Source organism: Luteibacter mycovicinus (assembly GCF_000745235.1).
GTDB lineage: Bacteria > Pseudomonadota > Gammaproteobacteria > Xanthomonadales > Rhodanobacteraceae > Luteibacter > Luteibacter mycovicinus.
The window spans coordinates 3,559,395-3,574,356 of sequence record NZ_JQNL01000001.1; the positions used below are offsets into that span (position 1 = coordinate 3,559,395).

At 60.9% G+C, this 14,962-nt stretch carries 13 protein-coding genes; 5 read left to right on the top strand and 8 right to left on the bottom strand.

Annotated elements, in window-relative coordinates; all coding sequences use genetic code 11:
* Positions 1-66 precede the first annotated feature (66 nt).
* From FA85_RS15690 to FA85_RS15710, 5 genes are read left to right on the top strand one after another with little or no spacing between them, the layout of a single operon-like run.
* Positions 67-1,467, top strand: coding sequence for an MBOAT family O-acyltransferase (locus FA85_RS15690; RefSeq protein ID WP_036118175.1), 1,401 nt, complete (start codon positions 67-69; stop codon positions 1,465-1,467).
* Positions 1,442-2,557: a hypothetical protein gene (locus tag FA85_RS15695; RefSeq protein WP_156108789.1), complete on the top strand. Its 1,116-nt coding sequence runs from the start codon at positions 1,442-1,444 to the stop codon at positions 2,555-2,557. The genes FA85_RS15690 and FA85_RS15695 overlap by 26 nt, the downstream gene beginning before the upstream one ends.
* A gap of 57 nt (positions 2,558-2,614) precedes the next feature.
* A complete protein-coding gene (locus tag FA85_RS15700) occupies positions 2,615-3,472 on the top strand; it encodes a glycosyltransferase family 2 protein (protein WP_036115107.1) in 858 nt (285 codons plus the stop codon).
* Positions 3,469-4,614 carry a glycosyltransferase family 4 protein gene (locus tag FA85_RS15705; protein WP_036115105.1) on the top strand — a complete coding sequence of 382 codons (1,146 nt, stop codon included), beginning with the start codon at positions 3,469-3,471 and terminating at the stop codon, positions 4,612-4,614. The genes FA85_RS15700 and FA85_RS15705 overlap by 4 nt, the downstream gene beginning before the upstream one ends.
* A complete protein-coding gene (locus FA85_RS15710; RefSeq protein ID WP_239739850.1) occupies positions 4,563-5,336 on the top strand; it encodes a class I SAM-dependent methyltransferase in 774 nt (257 codons plus the stop codon). The genes FA85_RS15705 and FA85_RS15710 overlap by 52 nt, the downstream gene beginning before the upstream one ends.
* Here FA85_RS15710 and FA85_RS15715 read toward each other — a convergent pair.
* From FA85_RS15715 to FA85_RS15750, 8 genes are read right to left on the bottom strand one after another with little or no spacing between them, the layout of a single operon-like run.
* The gene (locus tag FA85_RS15715) at positions 5,315-6,253 is read right to left on the bottom strand and encodes a glycosyltransferase family 2 protein (protein ID WP_036115104.1); all 939 of its coding nucleotides are present in this window, start codon (positions 6,251-6,253) and stop codon (positions 5,315-5,317) included. The two genes, FA85_RS15710 and FA85_RS15715, sit on opposite strands and share 22 nt — an antisense overlap.
* Positions 6,254-6,255: 2 nt before the next feature.
* Entirely contained in the window at positions 6,256-7,674 is a 1,419-nt protein-coding gene (locus tag FA85_RS21060; RefSeq protein WP_051943889.1) for a CDP-glycerol glycerophosphotransferase family protein, read from the bottom strand.
* Positions 7,671-8,327 (bottom strand): NTP transferase domain-containing protein, encoded by a 657-nt coding sequence (locus FA85_RS15725; protein ID WP_197056554.1) that lies wholly within the window; start codon positions 8,325-8,327, stop codon positions 7,671-7,673. The genes FA85_RS21060 and FA85_RS15725 overlap by 4 nt, the downstream gene beginning before the upstream one ends.
* Positions 8,303-8,902 (bottom strand): HAD-IB family phosphatase, encoded by a 600-nt coding sequence (locus FA85_RS15730; RefSeq protein WP_036115102.1) that lies wholly within the window; start codon positions 8,900-8,902, stop codon positions 8,303-8,305. Before FA85_RS15730 ends, FA85_RS15725 begins: the two co-directional genes overlap by 25 nt.
* Positions 8,899-9,660 (bottom strand): class I SAM-dependent methyltransferase, encoded by a 762-nt coding sequence (locus FA85_RS15735; protein ID WP_036115098.1) that lies wholly within the window; start codon positions 9,658-9,660, stop codon positions 8,899-8,901. The genes FA85_RS15730 and FA85_RS15735 overlap by 4 nt, the downstream gene beginning before the upstream one ends.
* 38 nt (positions 9,661-9,698) lie before the next feature.
* The gene (locus FA85_RS15740) at positions 9,699-10,970 is read right to left on the bottom strand and encodes a lipopolysaccharide biosynthesis protein (RefSeq protein ID WP_036115095.1); all 1,272 of its coding nucleotides are present in this window, start codon (positions 10,968-10,970) and stop codon (positions 9,699-9,701) included.
* Positions 10,967-12,937, bottom strand: a complete 1,971-nt coding sequence (locus tag FA85_RS15745) for a hypothetical protein (RefSeq protein WP_255349732.1) — start codon at positions 12,935-12,937, stop codon at positions 10,967-10,969. The genes FA85_RS15740 and FA85_RS15745 overlap by 4 nt, the downstream gene beginning before the upstream one ends.
* Positions 12,934-14,907 carry a hypothetical protein gene (locus FA85_RS15750; protein ID WP_051943887.1) on the bottom strand — a complete coding sequence of 658 codons (1,974 nt, stop codon included), beginning with the start codon at positions 14,905-14,907 and terminating at the stop codon, positions 12,934-12,936. Before FA85_RS15750 ends, FA85_RS15745 begins: the two co-directional genes overlap by 4 nt.
* Positions 14,908-14,962 lie beyond the last annotated feature (55 nt).

The window sequence follows — 14,962 nt, forward strand, 5'->3', positions numbered from 1 at the left end:
GCGCTGCTTGGCGCCGCGATAGACAGGGGTGCGTAATGCACGGCGGGACGTTTGCGGGGGCGCTTGGTGCTGTTCAATTCGTTGAGTTTCCTCGTGTTCTTCGCAGTGGTGTTTTCGCTGCACCAGTGCCTCCCTGTCGGCACGGGTCGAAAGTTGCTCCTTCTGGTGGCCAGCTATGCGTTCTATGCCGCGTGGAACCCGCCCTATCTCCTGATTCTGCTGTTCTCGACCATGCTGGACTGGTTGCTGGCGCGGCTTATCTGGCGTGAGCGCGGTGCAGGAAAGCGGCGTGCCCTGTTGGTCGTTAGTCTCATCGCGAATCTGTCGCTGCTTGGCTTCTTCAAATACGGCGACTTTGCGCTGCATAACTTCCAGGGGCTGTTGGCGACCGTGGGGGTGGCCTACGTGCCACCTGCCTGGAACATCGTGCTGCCGGTCGGTATCTCGTTTTATACATTCGCGTCGCTGTCTTACACGATCGATGTCTATCGCCGCGAGATCGAGGCGGACACCTCCTTGGCCGACTACGCGCTGTTCGTCGCCTTCTTTCCGCACTTGGTAGCGGGGCCGATCGTCCGTGCGCGGGCGCTCCTTCCCCAGATCGCCCATCCGCCAAAAGCGACGGCCCAGCAGATCGGGTGGGGCCTGACCATTGTCATGATCGGACTGTTCTTCAAAAGCGTGCTGGCGGATACGTTGCTGGCACCCGTTGCGGACGCGGTTTACGACGCACCCGGCTCATATCACGGGGTAGCTGCGCTGGCCGGGATCCTTGGGTTTGCGGGACAGATCTATTTCGATTTCGGCGGCTATTCACTTTGCGCCATCGGGCTGGCGTTGTGCTTCGGCTATGCGTTTCCTGACAACTTTCGCGCGCCGTACGCGGCCCGGGGGTTCTCGGACTTCTGGCGTCGTTGGCACATCTCACTTTCCACCTGGCTGCGCGATTATCTCTACATACCGCTTGGCGGTAGTCGTGGCGGTGAGTTGGCCACGCGCAGGAACCTCATGCTGACCATGCTGCTTGGTGGTCTTTGGCACGGTGCGTCATGGATGTTTGTAACGTGGGGTGCGCTACACGGCGCGTATCTCGTCGCTGAGCGTTCTCTTCGGGCCCGCTTCCCAATGTGCTTCGAGGGCAAAACGGCAGACGCCGTGCTTACGGTACTGACGTTTACTCTGGTCTGTCTCGCATGGATCCCCTTCCGGGCGCCGGACTTGTGGACGTGTGTAGCACTGCTCGATGGGCTTCGTCAGCCCGCTGGCGCCGACGCGAATCAGTGGATGGCGATCGTTTTGATGCTTTGCACAGTGGCCTGGCATTGGCGTACGCGGGACATCGCACTCGAGGAGGTCGCCGCTGCGTGGTCTCCGGCAGTGCGCACCAGCCTTATCACCCTCTGCCTCGTCGGCGTATTCCTTGCTTCGGGAGGCGACGACCGTGCGTTCATCTATTTTCAGTTCTGACATTTACACACGCAGTCGTGCCATTCCGGCAGGCGCCTGGCTGCGCCCGCTTGCGGTGTCGATAGTCCTTTTGATCGCGGGCATTCTGATGCTCGAGTCAGCCTTGGCGGGGCGGGGATTTCGGCCGAATGTGGTCGACTCATCGCAACGCTGGGCACAAGAACGGAAGCGTGCCAGCGAGCTGGGCCATCGTGCGTTGGTGCTGGTCGGGGCATCGCGCGCCTTGCTCGATCTGGATCTCACCGCACTGGGCGAGGACTCGGGACGTGTACCCGTCCAGTTGGGGATCGATGGAAACTCATATCTCCCGGTGCTCGCCGATATTGCGGCGGACGATAGCGTCACAGGGGCAGTCATCGTCGAATATCAGGACAGCGCGCTGGGAGATACGGCGTTCGACGCCCAGGCACAGGATTTTGTCCGCGAAGCACGGCGCGAGCGAAATCTTACGGTGAAGTTTAACTTCTTAGCGATAGAGGCGACGCTCGCGTCGTTCAGGCAGCGATTCATGCGGAGCTACGCGGATGGCGCTGGACCCTTCGTGGCGCTGACGACTCGCGCGTTTTCGCCGCGCGCCACACCGCAGTATCTCGTGACGCTACCTTCGCGGGAACGCTCCGCCGACTACAGTCTGGTGAGTATGCCGTACACCTACTACGACCGAGCGGCTCGTAACGCAGGCTTTGACGATGTGGCGCTGAGGGGGGCACCCAGGGACGTCGAGTCTGCCCTCAGCTTGCGAATCAGGGGGCTTGCCAGCGCAAATTTCCCTGATTTCAAGGACAATGCGGCGAGGATCGCGACGATGGTGCGTCGTATCGAAGCACGCGGCGGTGAGGTAGTTTTCGTGGTTTTTCCTCGTTCGGGGCTGGTCTGGGAAGCCGACGCCAAGCGCTATCCGCGTGCCGACTTCTGGGATCGCTTCAGGATGGAAACAGGAGCGAAGGGCGTTCACTATCTCGATGTGCCGGCACTGACGACGTTTCAATGTCCAGACGGCTCTCATCTGGATAAGCGTGACAAAGTGCGATTTACCCACGCGCTCACGCGCGCTATCTCGGATGACGGGTGGTTGCGACGTTCGTCATAAGTGGGTTTCTTATACAAGCAGGTTTCTTATAGAAATCATGTGCATCGGGAGCAGTTCGTGAGCCGCATCAGTATCATTATTCCAGCAAAGAATGAGGCAGCCGCACTTGCGGATCTGCTACCGCGACTTCGCGCTTTGCAGCCCGATGCCGAAGTTCTCATCATGGATGACGGCTCATCCGACGAGACGCGTGACGTCTGTGCGGAGAACGCGGTCAAATGCGTGTCGTCGCCCTATTCCATGGGCAACGGCGCGGCTATCAAGCGCGGCGCCCGCGCGGCGACAGGCGAGATCCTCGTGTTCATGGACGGCGATGGTCAGCATGATCCGACGGATATCGCCAGACTTGTGGCAAGGCTCGAGCAGGGCTACGACATGGTGGTGGGGGCGCGTGACTGGGAGAGTCAGGCAGGGGTCGGTCGTGGTCTTGCTAATACGCTCTACAATTGGTTGGCAAGCCGTATGACCGGGCAGGCGGTAGCCGATCTGACCTCGGGATTTCGGGCTGCGCGCGCATCGCGGTTTCGCGAGTTTCTTCATCTGCTGCCGAACGGGTTTTCCTATCCCACGACGTCGACGATGGCGTTCTTCCGCAGTGCGTACGGCGTGGCATACGAGCCGATCAAGGCTCACACCCGCGTGGGCAAGAGTCACATCAAGCCGCTCAAAGACGGCATCCGGTTTCTCCTGATCATCTTCAAGATCGCAACTCTTTACTCGCCTCTGAAGCTTTTCCTGCCCGTGAGCGCCGGATTCTTTCTTCTGGGCTGCGTCAATTACGGCTTCACCTTCCTGAGTCACGGGCGCTTAACGAACGGAAGCACGTTGATGTGGAGTGCGGCGGTGATCGTGTTTCTGATAGGCCTGGTTTCCGAGCAGATCACCGCACTGACGTATCGTCCCGCCGACTCGTGAACGACAAGCGCCGCACGCTGATCCTGGTAAGTCGCAACCTGCCGCCGCTACGCGGCGGTATGGAACGGCTCAACCTGCATATGGCTCAGGGCCTCGCGGAACACTTTCGTGTCGTGGTGATTGGGCCTCGTGGCGCGCGTGCAGTGCTGCCAGCGTCCATGGACGTCCGGGAGTGCGGATGGGGCACGCTGGCGTCCTTCATGCTCGTGGCGTTTTTTCGCACGCTGAGTGCGGCTATCCACACCCGCCCGGCCTGGGTGCTCGCAGGTAGTGGGCTGACCGTTCCCATCGCGTGGATCGTCGGCCGGTTGTCACGTGCTGGAGTGGCTGCCTACGTCCACGGCCTGGATATTGTGGTGCCGCATCCGGTCTATCGATCGGTCTGGCTGCCTTTCATCCGACGGTGCGACGCCTGCATCGCCAACAGCGTCAATACTGCGCGTCTCGCCCGACAAGCTGGCGTGCCGGCGGATCGCATCGATATCGTGCACCCGGGTGTCGAAGTCGCCGTAGAGGCGCCGCCTGATGACATGATTGGCGCGTTCCGCGAGCGTCATAACCTTGTCGGACGACCTGTGCTGCTTTCCGTAGGCCGCATGACGGAACGGAAGGGTCTCCGGGAATTCGTCCTCAGTGCGATGCCGAACATTTTACGTAGACATCCGCATGCTGTGCTTGTTGTCATCGGCGACGAAGCGCCCGACGCTCTGGCCGGTCGGGCGACGGGTGCCTGGTCGCGTTTGCGCGAAGAAGCCGGTGTGCTGGGCCTTGGTGACGCGGTGATGCATCTGGGTGCGCTCGACGATGATCAGCTCGCGATTGCTTATGCGGCGAGCGACGCCCATGTCTTTCCCATTCGTGAGGTATCTGGTGATGTGGAGGGCTTCGGGATGGTCGCAGTCGAAGCCGCGGCGCATGGACTTCCCACCGTCGCTTTTGGCATCGGAGGTGTCCCCGACGCGGTCTCGGAAGGGCTGACGGGGTACCTTGTAAATCCAGGCGACTACGACGCATTTGCTCGCCGGGTCAGCGACGTTCTGGATCGCCGGATGGCGCCTGCACCGCTGCGTGAATTCGCGGCACGGTTTGCATGGCCGATATTTCACCGGCGGTTGTTTTCAATCCTGGGCAAGAAGCGATGACGTCTGAGCGTCATGGACACGTCGTATCGGACCTGGCGTCGCGTCGGCAGAAAGGCATCAAGATCGAGCGCCTCCTGGGGCTCGGCCCTAGTGCGAGACGCCGACGTCTGCTCGAGATCGGGTGTGGCTCGGGCGGCATCTCGCACTATTTCGCTACGAATGCCGAACTGGACATCGAAGTCGATGCTGTCGACGTGACGGATAGCCGTGGCGTGACCGACGGATATCGCTTCCATAAGGTTTCTGACACGCAGCTGCCGTTCGCCGATGACACGTTCGATGTGGTGCTTAGCAATCACGTGATTGAGCACGTAGGGGAGTACGCGGAGCAAATGGATCATCTCCGCGAGATTCGCCGTGTCCTCCGGCCCGATGGTGTTTGCTACTTGGCTGTGCCAAATCGTTGGATGCTGGTCGAGCCGCACTACCGACTTGCTTTTCTCAGCTGGTTACCAGTGTCGTTGCGCTCGCCTTACCTGCGTCTGTCGGGGCGTGGCACATTCTACGACTGCGTACCGCTGGAGATGGAAGCGTTGGAGCGGATGCTGGGAGAGGGCGGTTTTGCCTTCGAGAACGTGTGTGTCCCGGCTTTGCGTCAGACCTTCGAGATCGAACGTCCGGGAAGTCGCGGCGATCGGTTGTTGCGACGCATATCTGATAAGTGGCTGCTGCCTTGGCGGCCGGTTATTCCTACGCTGATCTATGTTTTGAAAAAGTTCTGATCGTCTGGTGCGACCGTTCCGTGAAGGTAGCTTGCGGCCACCGTGAGGCGCACAGCCACCGTCCTGAGTCGGATCGGGATCCACGCCGACTCGAGGTGTCGTGAAAGCCACGGTGCGAACCAGCGAGCGATGCAGGTGGTAAGCGGCTCAAGTGCCCTTAGCCATCGCCGGTAACGGCCATCAAGCTTTCCATACCCTAGCTGATCATAGGGGCCTGGATGCCTCTGAAAAAAACGGACCGCTGGCGGTCCACCCGCCTCCGCCATTTTCGAACAGACGCGTAGAAGGTCGAGCGTATCGCAATGTCTAACGACGGCGTCCGGGGTCCATGCGAAGCAGTGACCATGCGCCTCGATACGAAGAAAGAGGTCCCGATCTTCGAAGCCGTAGTTGCTGTAGCCCTCGTCGAATCCCGAGGCTTCCAGAAACGCATCGCGGCGTACGGCAAAGTTCTGCGAGGAACCCTGCATCGCGATTCCATACGAGACTGACGCACGTTTGCGACGTGCCAGAGCGGACGCTTGATAGGCGTGCCAGAATCCATCGTTGTTCCCGCTCACCTCGCCCATTGAAACGGTAGCTCCCGCCTGGATGGTCGCGATGTGTCTAAGTATGAATCTATCGTCTGCGGGTACGCAGTCGCTGTCGATGAACAACAGGTAGTCGGCTGTGGCTATAAATGCGCCACGATTACGCGCGGCGCTTCGTCCCATGTTGATGGGCTGTCTGACCACGCAGACGTGGGACAACTGGGCTTGTTCAATGCACTCAGCACTGCCATCACACGAATAGTCGTCCACGACGATGATCTTGAGCGTGACATCGTCCGGACGTCGACAACGCAAGACCGCCTGGACGACGTCCAGCGTGGTTTGCCCGGTCCGGAACATCGGAATCACAACGGCAACGGAAGGCATGCTCAGTGCTTCTTGCTGCGTAATTTCTGAACAATGCGGAGCAACCCGGGGCGCTGTTTGACCGCCTCGACGAGGTGTCGCCGCACATGGTCGAGTGCTCGCGAAAGCGCCTTTCGATCGCCGGACCAGCTTCTCTTTTGTGCGGCAATGCGGTCCAGATGGTCAGTCATTCTGTCGATCAAGGAGGAAGATCCGATTGCGGATCGGCAATCGCCATCGGGCGCAAGTTTTGCCGCTATCGCATCGACCACACGTCGTGACGCTCGTCCGTCAAGCATGGGCAGGAAACGATCCCGTGCGACAGCCCTCATCGGAGCCTTCGGGTCGTTGCCTGCGGCGTAGGCTGTAGCGAGGTGCAAAGCATGTTCAGGCGTGCGCGCCACATCGATGTACTGAATTAGTGCTCTACCCTCGTCGTTGAGCCCCTCGCCTTCCGGGTTCTCCAGGTAGACAATGGGCCTCCCGGTGGCTAGATACTCGACCAGAAAGGAGCCCAGATCCGTCATGAGCATGGACGATGCGGCGAAGGCATGCCTGTGGTCGGGACGCTGGTCGAGAATCACACCGGCGGCGAGGACTTCGGCGCGGAAGGCGTCGAGTTCGTCCGGTCGAAAAATACCCTCGTCGACGAGGCTGCGGAAGAGCGCTGGATGCGGCCTCCAGATCAGTGCGACGTCAGGGCGCTCCTTCGCGAACGCAAAAAAAGCGCGTGCCATCGTATCGAATGTCGAATAGTTGGCGTCGCGCGCTTGCCGCATACCGAAGCTGAAGTGCGAATTCCAGAGAATGGCAAAACGCCCATCGATCTGTGCCTCCAACGTCGAGTCAACCTCAAACGTCTCCAGGTCATACAGTTCGTCGAGTCGCGGTAGCCCAGTCACTACGACATGCTGGGAACCTGCGGGACAATGTCTGGCGTAAAGGTCGCGCTCGAAGGATGACCGGGCGACGATCATGTCCGCCCCAATCTGCGTGGCCTGAGCATACTGGAATCGCTGGTTCTTCCAGCCCGCACCCATGACCAGACCGTACGGTACATAGATGGTCGCGCCAACGGAAGCTGCCACGCGGTCGAAATGAAACGCCTCGGCACGTTCGCGATCGTAAGGTGCGTTGAAAATGGCTGCGGCGAACTCATTCACCGGCAAAACTGGGTCTGCATCGCGATCGTTTTGGACGCTGTCGATCCCATGTTGCGCGAGCGTCTCAAGACAACGCGCGCGCAGTGCCTTCCGTTCCGCATGGTCGCCAGCGCTTGCAATGATCCACACCACAGGCTCGAAACGGGGATCGCGACGCATTTCTCGCCAGATGCCGTGGACGTTCAGCCAACTCTCGGGCCGCTGCATGAGGAAGAGGACGCGCCAGGGAGTGCGCGCACTCCGCGTCGCGGCAGAGGGATCTGGCGCAACGATGGTCACGTCGCGTCCAGGCTCGCTGCGAATGCCGACGCGACGTCCAGGTCGGCAGGCGTGTCGACCTCGCGCAGGTTCAACTCGAAGGAAGGTAAGGGCAGAAACGTAGCCAGGTTCTCGAAGACGTAGCCGGTGGCGTCGTCGAGCACCGAGGCGGGGCCTGAGACCACGTTCGCCCATTCGAAAGGATGCTGCTCGCTGCGCGTGAAGCCGGTGACCTGATTTTCAGCGCCGAGAGTCACGCAGACGGCCTGCTCGCTTCGGGTGGGAGCGACGCCGATCAGCATCGGAATCGCATTGGCCCGGGCAATAAAGCCAGCCAGGGACGCCTCAGAAATCAACAGGTCGCCATCAAGGAACAGTACCTTCCCGGGGGCGCCCATAGCGCCAAGACGCATGCTCTGTGCTGTATTGGTCGTGCGAAAATCCGGGTTACGAACGATGATTACGTCGCGATGGTGGAGTGCGCAGTGCTCGATGATGAGCTCTTCACGGTACCCAACAACAACGTGTATTCGAGGGACGTGCGGCCGAAGGGCGTTGACCAGACGCGTTAGCAGCGTACGGCCATCAATCTCCAGCATGCACTTGGGCAGGCCGAGGCCCAGGCGCGAACCCAGGCCCGCGGCGGCAATTACAGCGCAGTCAATAGCTTGCACAGTGAGCTTCCGTCGTGAACGACAAAGTGAGATTCCTTGATGGCGGCCGGCACAGGGCTATGAACGCCGCCGAAGGCTATAGCGGCGTCGGCGCGACGAAGCATGGGTACATCGTTTGCGCCATCGCCCACGGCAAGAATGCGCTCGTAGCCAAGGGCGCGGATCTCGCCTATGGCGACACCCTTGTCGAGGATGTGGTCGACCTTCAATTTTCCGCCGTCAAACGACGCGATGGAACTGTAGCTTCGGCAGCCAAGGCGGCGAAGTAGCGGTTCGATCCATACATCGAGGTTGCCAGTGACGACGAAACAGTGGTCGCGGCGCGAAGCGATGAAGGCGGTCAGGGAAGAGTCCAGCGGAACGGCCTCCACCACCTCGTGGACGCGGTTCAGTGGTACCTGTCCCAGGATCAGGCAGCGAAGGCGCATCGACTCCTCGAAGGAAATCAACCCGGACATCGTCACGCGTGTGAGTGTGGCGATCTCTTCGGCGACACCGAGTTCGGAAGCAATGCAGGGAAGAATTTCGATGGAGGTCAGTGTGCCATCGAGATCGAAGCAATAAGCGCTCTTCATGGAGCGCGATCCAGGATATAGACGCGTTGCCGCGTTTCTGCCCTGTTATTCAGAGCTGCCGCCGAAAAAAGGTCGCGCTCGTCCGTGAGGTGGAAGCCTGCGATGATCAGCGTCGAGTTCAACATGTCCGCCCACTCCGCATCGGTACGGTAGATGCTGTTATAGCTGCTTTCCAGATCGTCGGAATAATGGTCGACCAACGAGAGTCGGTTGTCGATCGCAACAGGCTCCCGCAGAACGATCCGCGCGGTCGGCGCGCATACATCGGCGAAGCGACGTAGCGTTTCCAGGACTTCATCATCGTTGAGGTAGATTAGTAATCCAGCGCAAAGAATTCGGTCGAAACGAGTTGATTCTCCGAGGCTGTTCAACGTGAGCTCGTCGGCCGAAATTTCCGTGAATCGATGCGTAGCGTCTTCCCCAAGGGCGGAGCGAGCATAGGCCAGCAGCCCGCCGCTGGCGTCCACGCCGTGGTAGTACGCAAGGTGCGGCCGGAGTGCTTCGTACCAGCGCCCGGTTCCACAGCCGGCATCGAGCAATCGCTGCGTGCCGTCCAGCTTCAGTGCGGGCAGCAGCGTCTCTTTCTCTCGGGCGTCGCGCTCTTCGGCAAGCGTTGGATGCTTGTCCTGATAAATAACCGCCTTCACTGGACCGAGTTCGGGTATGCGCCGCGCGCGCTCCTCAAAAAATGAAGCGACCTTTTCGCGTTGGATTCCCGGTTTCCCGTCCTGCCCCGGAGGGGTCGATATGCGTGCCATGACGTGCCCGTTTTGCGTGGGTGCCCATCATAAACGGCTCAGCCGGTCGCGTGTCGCCTCCCACGGTGTACGACCCACCAAACCGTGAGCACGATAACGCCGTGGGCCGCAAGAAGCGACCCGGCGGCCCCTGCCAGCCCGTACGCCGGGATGCTGACCGCCATGGCCAGGGTCAGCGTGACTAGTCCCGCCACTTGAGCGGCAATCCGGGAACGGCGTAGGCGAGAAGCAACGAGGACGTTGCACCCCAGGGAGCTGAGTCCGAAGAATAGAGGGAACAAGCACAGCCACCGGGCGAAGGCGGCGGAGGACGCGAAGGACTGCCCGAGGAGGAGGGGAAGGGCTAGTGACAGGACGAAGACTCCGAGCAAGGCGAGGACACCTCCACCCAGAGCAAACAGCGTGAGGCGCCTGATGAAAGCCTGCCCTTCGGGTTCGGCCAGTTCGCCGAGCCGGAAGAGCCGCGGTAAGGCGGCCATGGCCATTGACGTGACGGGCAGGGCGAGCACGGCAACCAGGCGGAATGCTGCCGTATAAATGCCTGCCGCCTCGGCGCCAGCTAGCCGGAGGACCAACGTCTTGTCCAGCGAGCCGAGGCCGTTGTCCACGACCCGCATCAACGAGAATCCGAGCGCCTCGCCCGCATCGCGACGTGTCATGGAGACGCGCGCCTTCCCGGGGCGTAGCAATGATGTCACCAGGACGTACCCGGTCAAAGCCGCGATCACCGAGCTGCCTGCGTGCCAGGGTAGGTAACCTTCAAGCGACCGTGTCTGGCCGAAGGCAAAGTAAAGCGTTGCTGCAAGCAAGTTGCTGGCTGGCACCAGAGCGTACATGGCGCCGGCGAAACCCATCCGCTCGCGCGTCTGAAATGCGTAGCTGGCAGTGATCGTCAGCGGGAAGCAGATCAGTTCAGGCAGCCCGATCGCGGCGAACTGCCAGCCAGGGCCAGACAAGCTCACAAGTAAGGGGGCGAGAAACGCAAAAGCGACCAGGAAAACGCTGCCGCTAAGAAAGATAGCCCAGACGGCGTGCTTCCATGCGGTAGAGAAGCTCGAAGGGTCGCGTGAAGCGTCTTGCAGCATCAGCAGGCCGAAGCCTACTCCGGACAGGGATCCGATGGCGGTCGCCAGTCCGGCCACCCCGGCGAGTCCGCCGTAACCGTACGGCCCCAATGATCGGGCAAGTGCGATCGTCCATAAGGCCTGACTGCCGACGCGGACCAGTTGCCATAGCGTGGCGGCCAGTGTTCCACGTGCGATCTTCCCCGAGGCCCAGCGCGATGCCCAGTCAGTCAGGCGGATATTCATTTCGGCTGGCGACGCGCACCCGCCAGCCGGGCGGTAAGCTGGTCGATCTCGTGATTCAGGGTGCCCCCTATGTTCATGCGGCGAAGACGGCTCAGCTGCGCATCCGCGTCGTCGATACGGCCTTGTGCCGCGAGCAACTGGATCAACGTGATGCGATACGCAGGCTCGCCGGCGTTCGTGTCAGCCGCCCCCTGGATCATGCGGGTCGCCAGTGCCTGATCGCCGAGTTCCGACCACGCGTAATCGGCGTACATGGCCTGGAGGCGCGCGGTTGGATTTGGATGCGACAGAGCCACGCCGAAGGCCTCGATCATCCGGTCACGGGGCAGGTTACAAAGATCGTTGGTCGCGCAGCTCCCCAGTGCGCCGAGAGCGCTCTCGTCCTGGATGCTTGGCCGCCGGACGGCAAGCTTGCCGGTCATGCTGTCCCACCACGCGCCTTTCAACGGGAGACTGAGTCGGGAGTTGAGGAAGATCAGCGCCTGTTCGGGAAGAACGGATGACTTGGGCAATGCCATCGCACGTTCGAGCGGTGGAGTTGCGAGCGCTACGAAAGGTGATTCTCGGTCGTATCGCGACAGGATGATGTAAGTCCTGCCGAGTTCGTACTGCGCCCGAGGCGAGTCAGGGCCTCGGGCCGCTAGTTCGCGTGCGAGGCCCAGGGGCGTATTCCATGCGTCTGCTGTCATCCAGGTCTGGGTCGCCCAGTACACCATCAACAGGCAGAGCAAAACGCGCCGCGGCACTACAAAGTTGCCAGGTCTCCCGCTCGTTTCTATGCCGCCATCAACCCTCGACGTGACCAGGAGCGGCACCAGGGAGAGCATCAGACCGTAGCTTGCAAAATAGTTGCGATGTTCATAAATCAGCTCGAGCGGAATGACCGTCGACGTTAGCGACTGGCAAGCGAGGAACAGTGCGAGGCCAAGCGACACCAGCGGAGCCCGTCGACGCCAGTACACGCAGGCGGTTGCGATCGCCAGCAGCCCCAGAGCGCTCGCAAGCGTCGTTGCCGGGTGCAGCCACCCGCTCGAGATTTCAAAGTCGTCGTGATAGAACGAAAGGTCAGTGCCCCGAGGAAGCACGGTCCAGGCGATGTAGTCGATGACGATCCGGCACTCGCTTAACAGACGCGTGTAGAGCGTGAAATCGCGGCTGGCCCAGGCTCGTGGATTGGCCAGCTTCACCGACAGCCACGCCCCACCTACGACGAAAGGAATGCCGAGCAGGACGACGAAGGCGGCGCGTATGCGCCGGTCTCGCCGGGCGACGCCGTCGTGCCCCATAGTCTGTCCGCGGAAGACGGTCAGTTCGATACAAAGGGCGTACAAGGGGACGAGGACCGCTGTTTCTTTCGCCAAGATGCCAATGAGGGGGATGATCGTGATGGAGGCGACAGAGAGGATAAGGCCGCTCCACTGGCCGGGCCGCATGCTCTGCCGGCCCTTGATGTAACCGATCATTCCCACGAAGACGGCCAGGTTGGCCAAGCTCTCCATGCGCTGGACGATGTAAAGCACCGACGTTAGGTTGATGGGCAACAGCATCCACCCGGTTGCGACGAGCGCTGCAACGATGTCAGGGCGCCATCGCGGGATACCGGACGGTGGTGTGACGGCAGTCAACAGCAGGCGCGTAAGGAAGAAGCATGCGATGCCATTAAGCAGATGAATGACAATGTTGGTCACCTTCATCGGCTCGGGGTCGCTGCCGGTCAACAGGTAGTTGGCGGCAAAGCTGAGCGAGGCCAGTGGACGCTTGAACTCGCTGGCGGGCGAGGCAAGCGCAGCACGTACCAGGGGTACCCATCCAAGTTCTTTCGGCTGGACGTCTTTGTTGTCGACAATGTTGGGATAGTCGTCAAACAGAAAGCCGCCGCCGGTCCCCTGCATGTAGATGGCGAACGTCGCGAGCAGTCCTGCGAGCATTACGATCCATCCAGCGCGCCGCATCAACGCGCCGGTCACGGGCTCTCCCGGCGCGCATCGGCTTCGAGCGTCGAGTGCAGCGCTGCGAACTCCCTGGGCCAGTAGCCCTGGAGTTCGAGCACCTGCGCATGCAGCCATCGCATACCCTGGGTTGGCCGCACGGGTGTTACCTCCAATGTGTCGAAAAAAGCGAGGTGGGCCAGCCCTTGCGTGGGGTGGCCATTTATTCCCAGTCGCGCCGCCTGTTCGAGTGCGACAGCCGGGGCAGGGTCGCGCCGCAGGGCATCATTGAACCACGACAAGGCCTGGGCGGCATCTCCATTACTAAGCGCAAGCAGCCCGCGCAGATGGCTGACGTCCTGCATTCTACCGGGCAGTCGGGTGACCTGCGGATTGCTTTCGACCACGTCAAGCAAGCGGGACAGGCGAGATTCGTCAATTCCACTGCAGCGACGGCTGGGGAGGCTTTCCATGGTTCGCTCCGTCCATTGAGCGAGTAGCGCGCCCGGGTCGCGGGTCATACCCCTTAATGCATTCTCGACGGTGGCCCAGTCTTCATCGCCTATCCGTCCCTGCTGACAATGCAGGTCGAGCAAGGTGAACGCGAGTTGTGGCTCATGCGGGTGGCGCTCTGTAGCAGCAGTGATGCGGCGCAGGGCCTGATCAAGCTGGCCGTTACCCGCTTCGAGCGCGGCGGCAAATGCTTGGGCGCGGGGTGATTCCGGTGCCTCACTGGCCCAGAATTCCGCCTGCCGAAGTGGTTTGGCCCAGAGTGCGGCGGTCGCCCACGTCAACGTGCCCATGCCGGCGATCAGCGCGACCGCCACGGTCAGCGACGCGACGCGCCAGCGATCTGTCGTGAGAGCGATGCCGATCGGCCAGAACAGCAGCATGGAAGGCAGGTAGTTGCGGTGCTCGAAATAAAGCTCGAGGGCTAGAGAGGTGGACTCGATCAGGTGCCCTGCGAAGAAAAACAGGATGGCGGCAGCGAGCGCAGGCCAGTGGCGCCGATAAATCCAGGAGGCGGCGCATGCACTCAGGCAGGCAAGAAGGGCTGGCAACGTGTACCAGGGATGCCACGCATCGGTGGCCGCGGGGTATTGATCGTGAAAAAGACTGCCGTAGTTCGGGTCGAACAAAAAGAGCAATTTCATATAGTCGATCAGGATCGTCGGTTCGGTCAGCACCCGCTGCACCAACGTAAACGTGCGTGCGTTGGCGGGACCCTTGCCGATGGATCCGATCAGGATCCAAGCGAGACCTGCGATCACCAGGATCGATGCTGGTAGCAATAGTACGTTGCGCCAGCGGCGGTATCGACTCGCTCCGGGTCTCGCACTTGAGTTCGGAAGCGTGGCTTCGATCACAAGGGCCAGCAGCGGCAGCAGGATGCCATTCGGCTTGGACAGAAAAGCAAGCAAGGTGCAAAACATCATGCCGCAGAGAAATAACGGCGCGAGACCCCGTTGGTCGAGCATACGTTGGCGGCCAGCTAGCCAAAGATGAAGGCCACTCAGTACGAATAACGCCGGCAACATGGCTTCGCGTTGGATGATGTAGAGAACCGTCGATACAAAGAGGGGATGAAGCAACCATGCTGTCGCAGCGAATAGTGCGGCGTATCGCGCGCGCGCAGCGGCCAAGCAATAGAGCAGGCCAAGGCGAGTCAGCAGGCCGTAGAGCAGCACTCCGCAGGCAAGATGGATCAGCAGGTTCGTGCGCTTGAATGGCGCCGGGGGTGCCGGCCAATCGTCGGCGTCGATGAGAAAGCTGAGTAGTGCTACGGGCCGCCCTGTAGGATCGGCCCGACCGGCCGTCACGTAGCGGAGTAGTACCGAGGCGTTATCTACCTTCCCGGATTCACCCAGAGTGGGCAGATTGGCGGCGTCGTCGAAGAAAAAGCCGCTCGACAGCCCTGGTTGATAGACGAAAAAGCAAACGATCAGTGCGAGCAGGCCTAGAACGGCAGGCAACGTGATCGGTCGGCGCATAGAGAGCAAGGTCGTCATCCAAAAAAGAAAGGGCCGTAATAACGGCCCTTTCTTAAGGTAACACTTTGTCGGC

Bases quoted from the DNA above. Each gene is read 5' to 3' on its own strand.
- FA85_RS15710 (WP_239739850.1), top strand. From the start codon at position 4,563: ATGGCCGATATTTCACCGGCGGTTGTTTTCAATCCTGGGCAAGAAGCG.
- FA85_RS15715 (WP_036115104.1), bottom strand. From the start codon at position 6,253: ATGCCTTCCGTTGCCGTTGTGATTCCGATGTTCCGGACCGGGCAAACC.
- FA85_RS15740 (WP_036115095.1), bottom strand. From the start codon at position 10,970: ATGAATATCCGCCTGACTGACTGGGCATCGCGCTGGGCCTCGGGGAAG.
- FA85_RS15750 (WP_051943887.1), bottom strand. From the start codon at position 14,907: ATGACGACCTTGCTCTCTATGCGCCGACCGATCACGTTGCCTGCCGTT.
- FA85_RS15735 (WP_036115098.1), bottom strand. From the start codon at position 9,660: ATGGCACGCATATCGACCCCTCCGGGGCAGGACGGGAAACCGGGAATC.
- FA85_RS15730 (WP_036115102.1), bottom strand. From the start codon at position 8,902: ATGAAGAGCGCTTATTGCTTCGATCTCGATGGCACACTGACCTCCATC.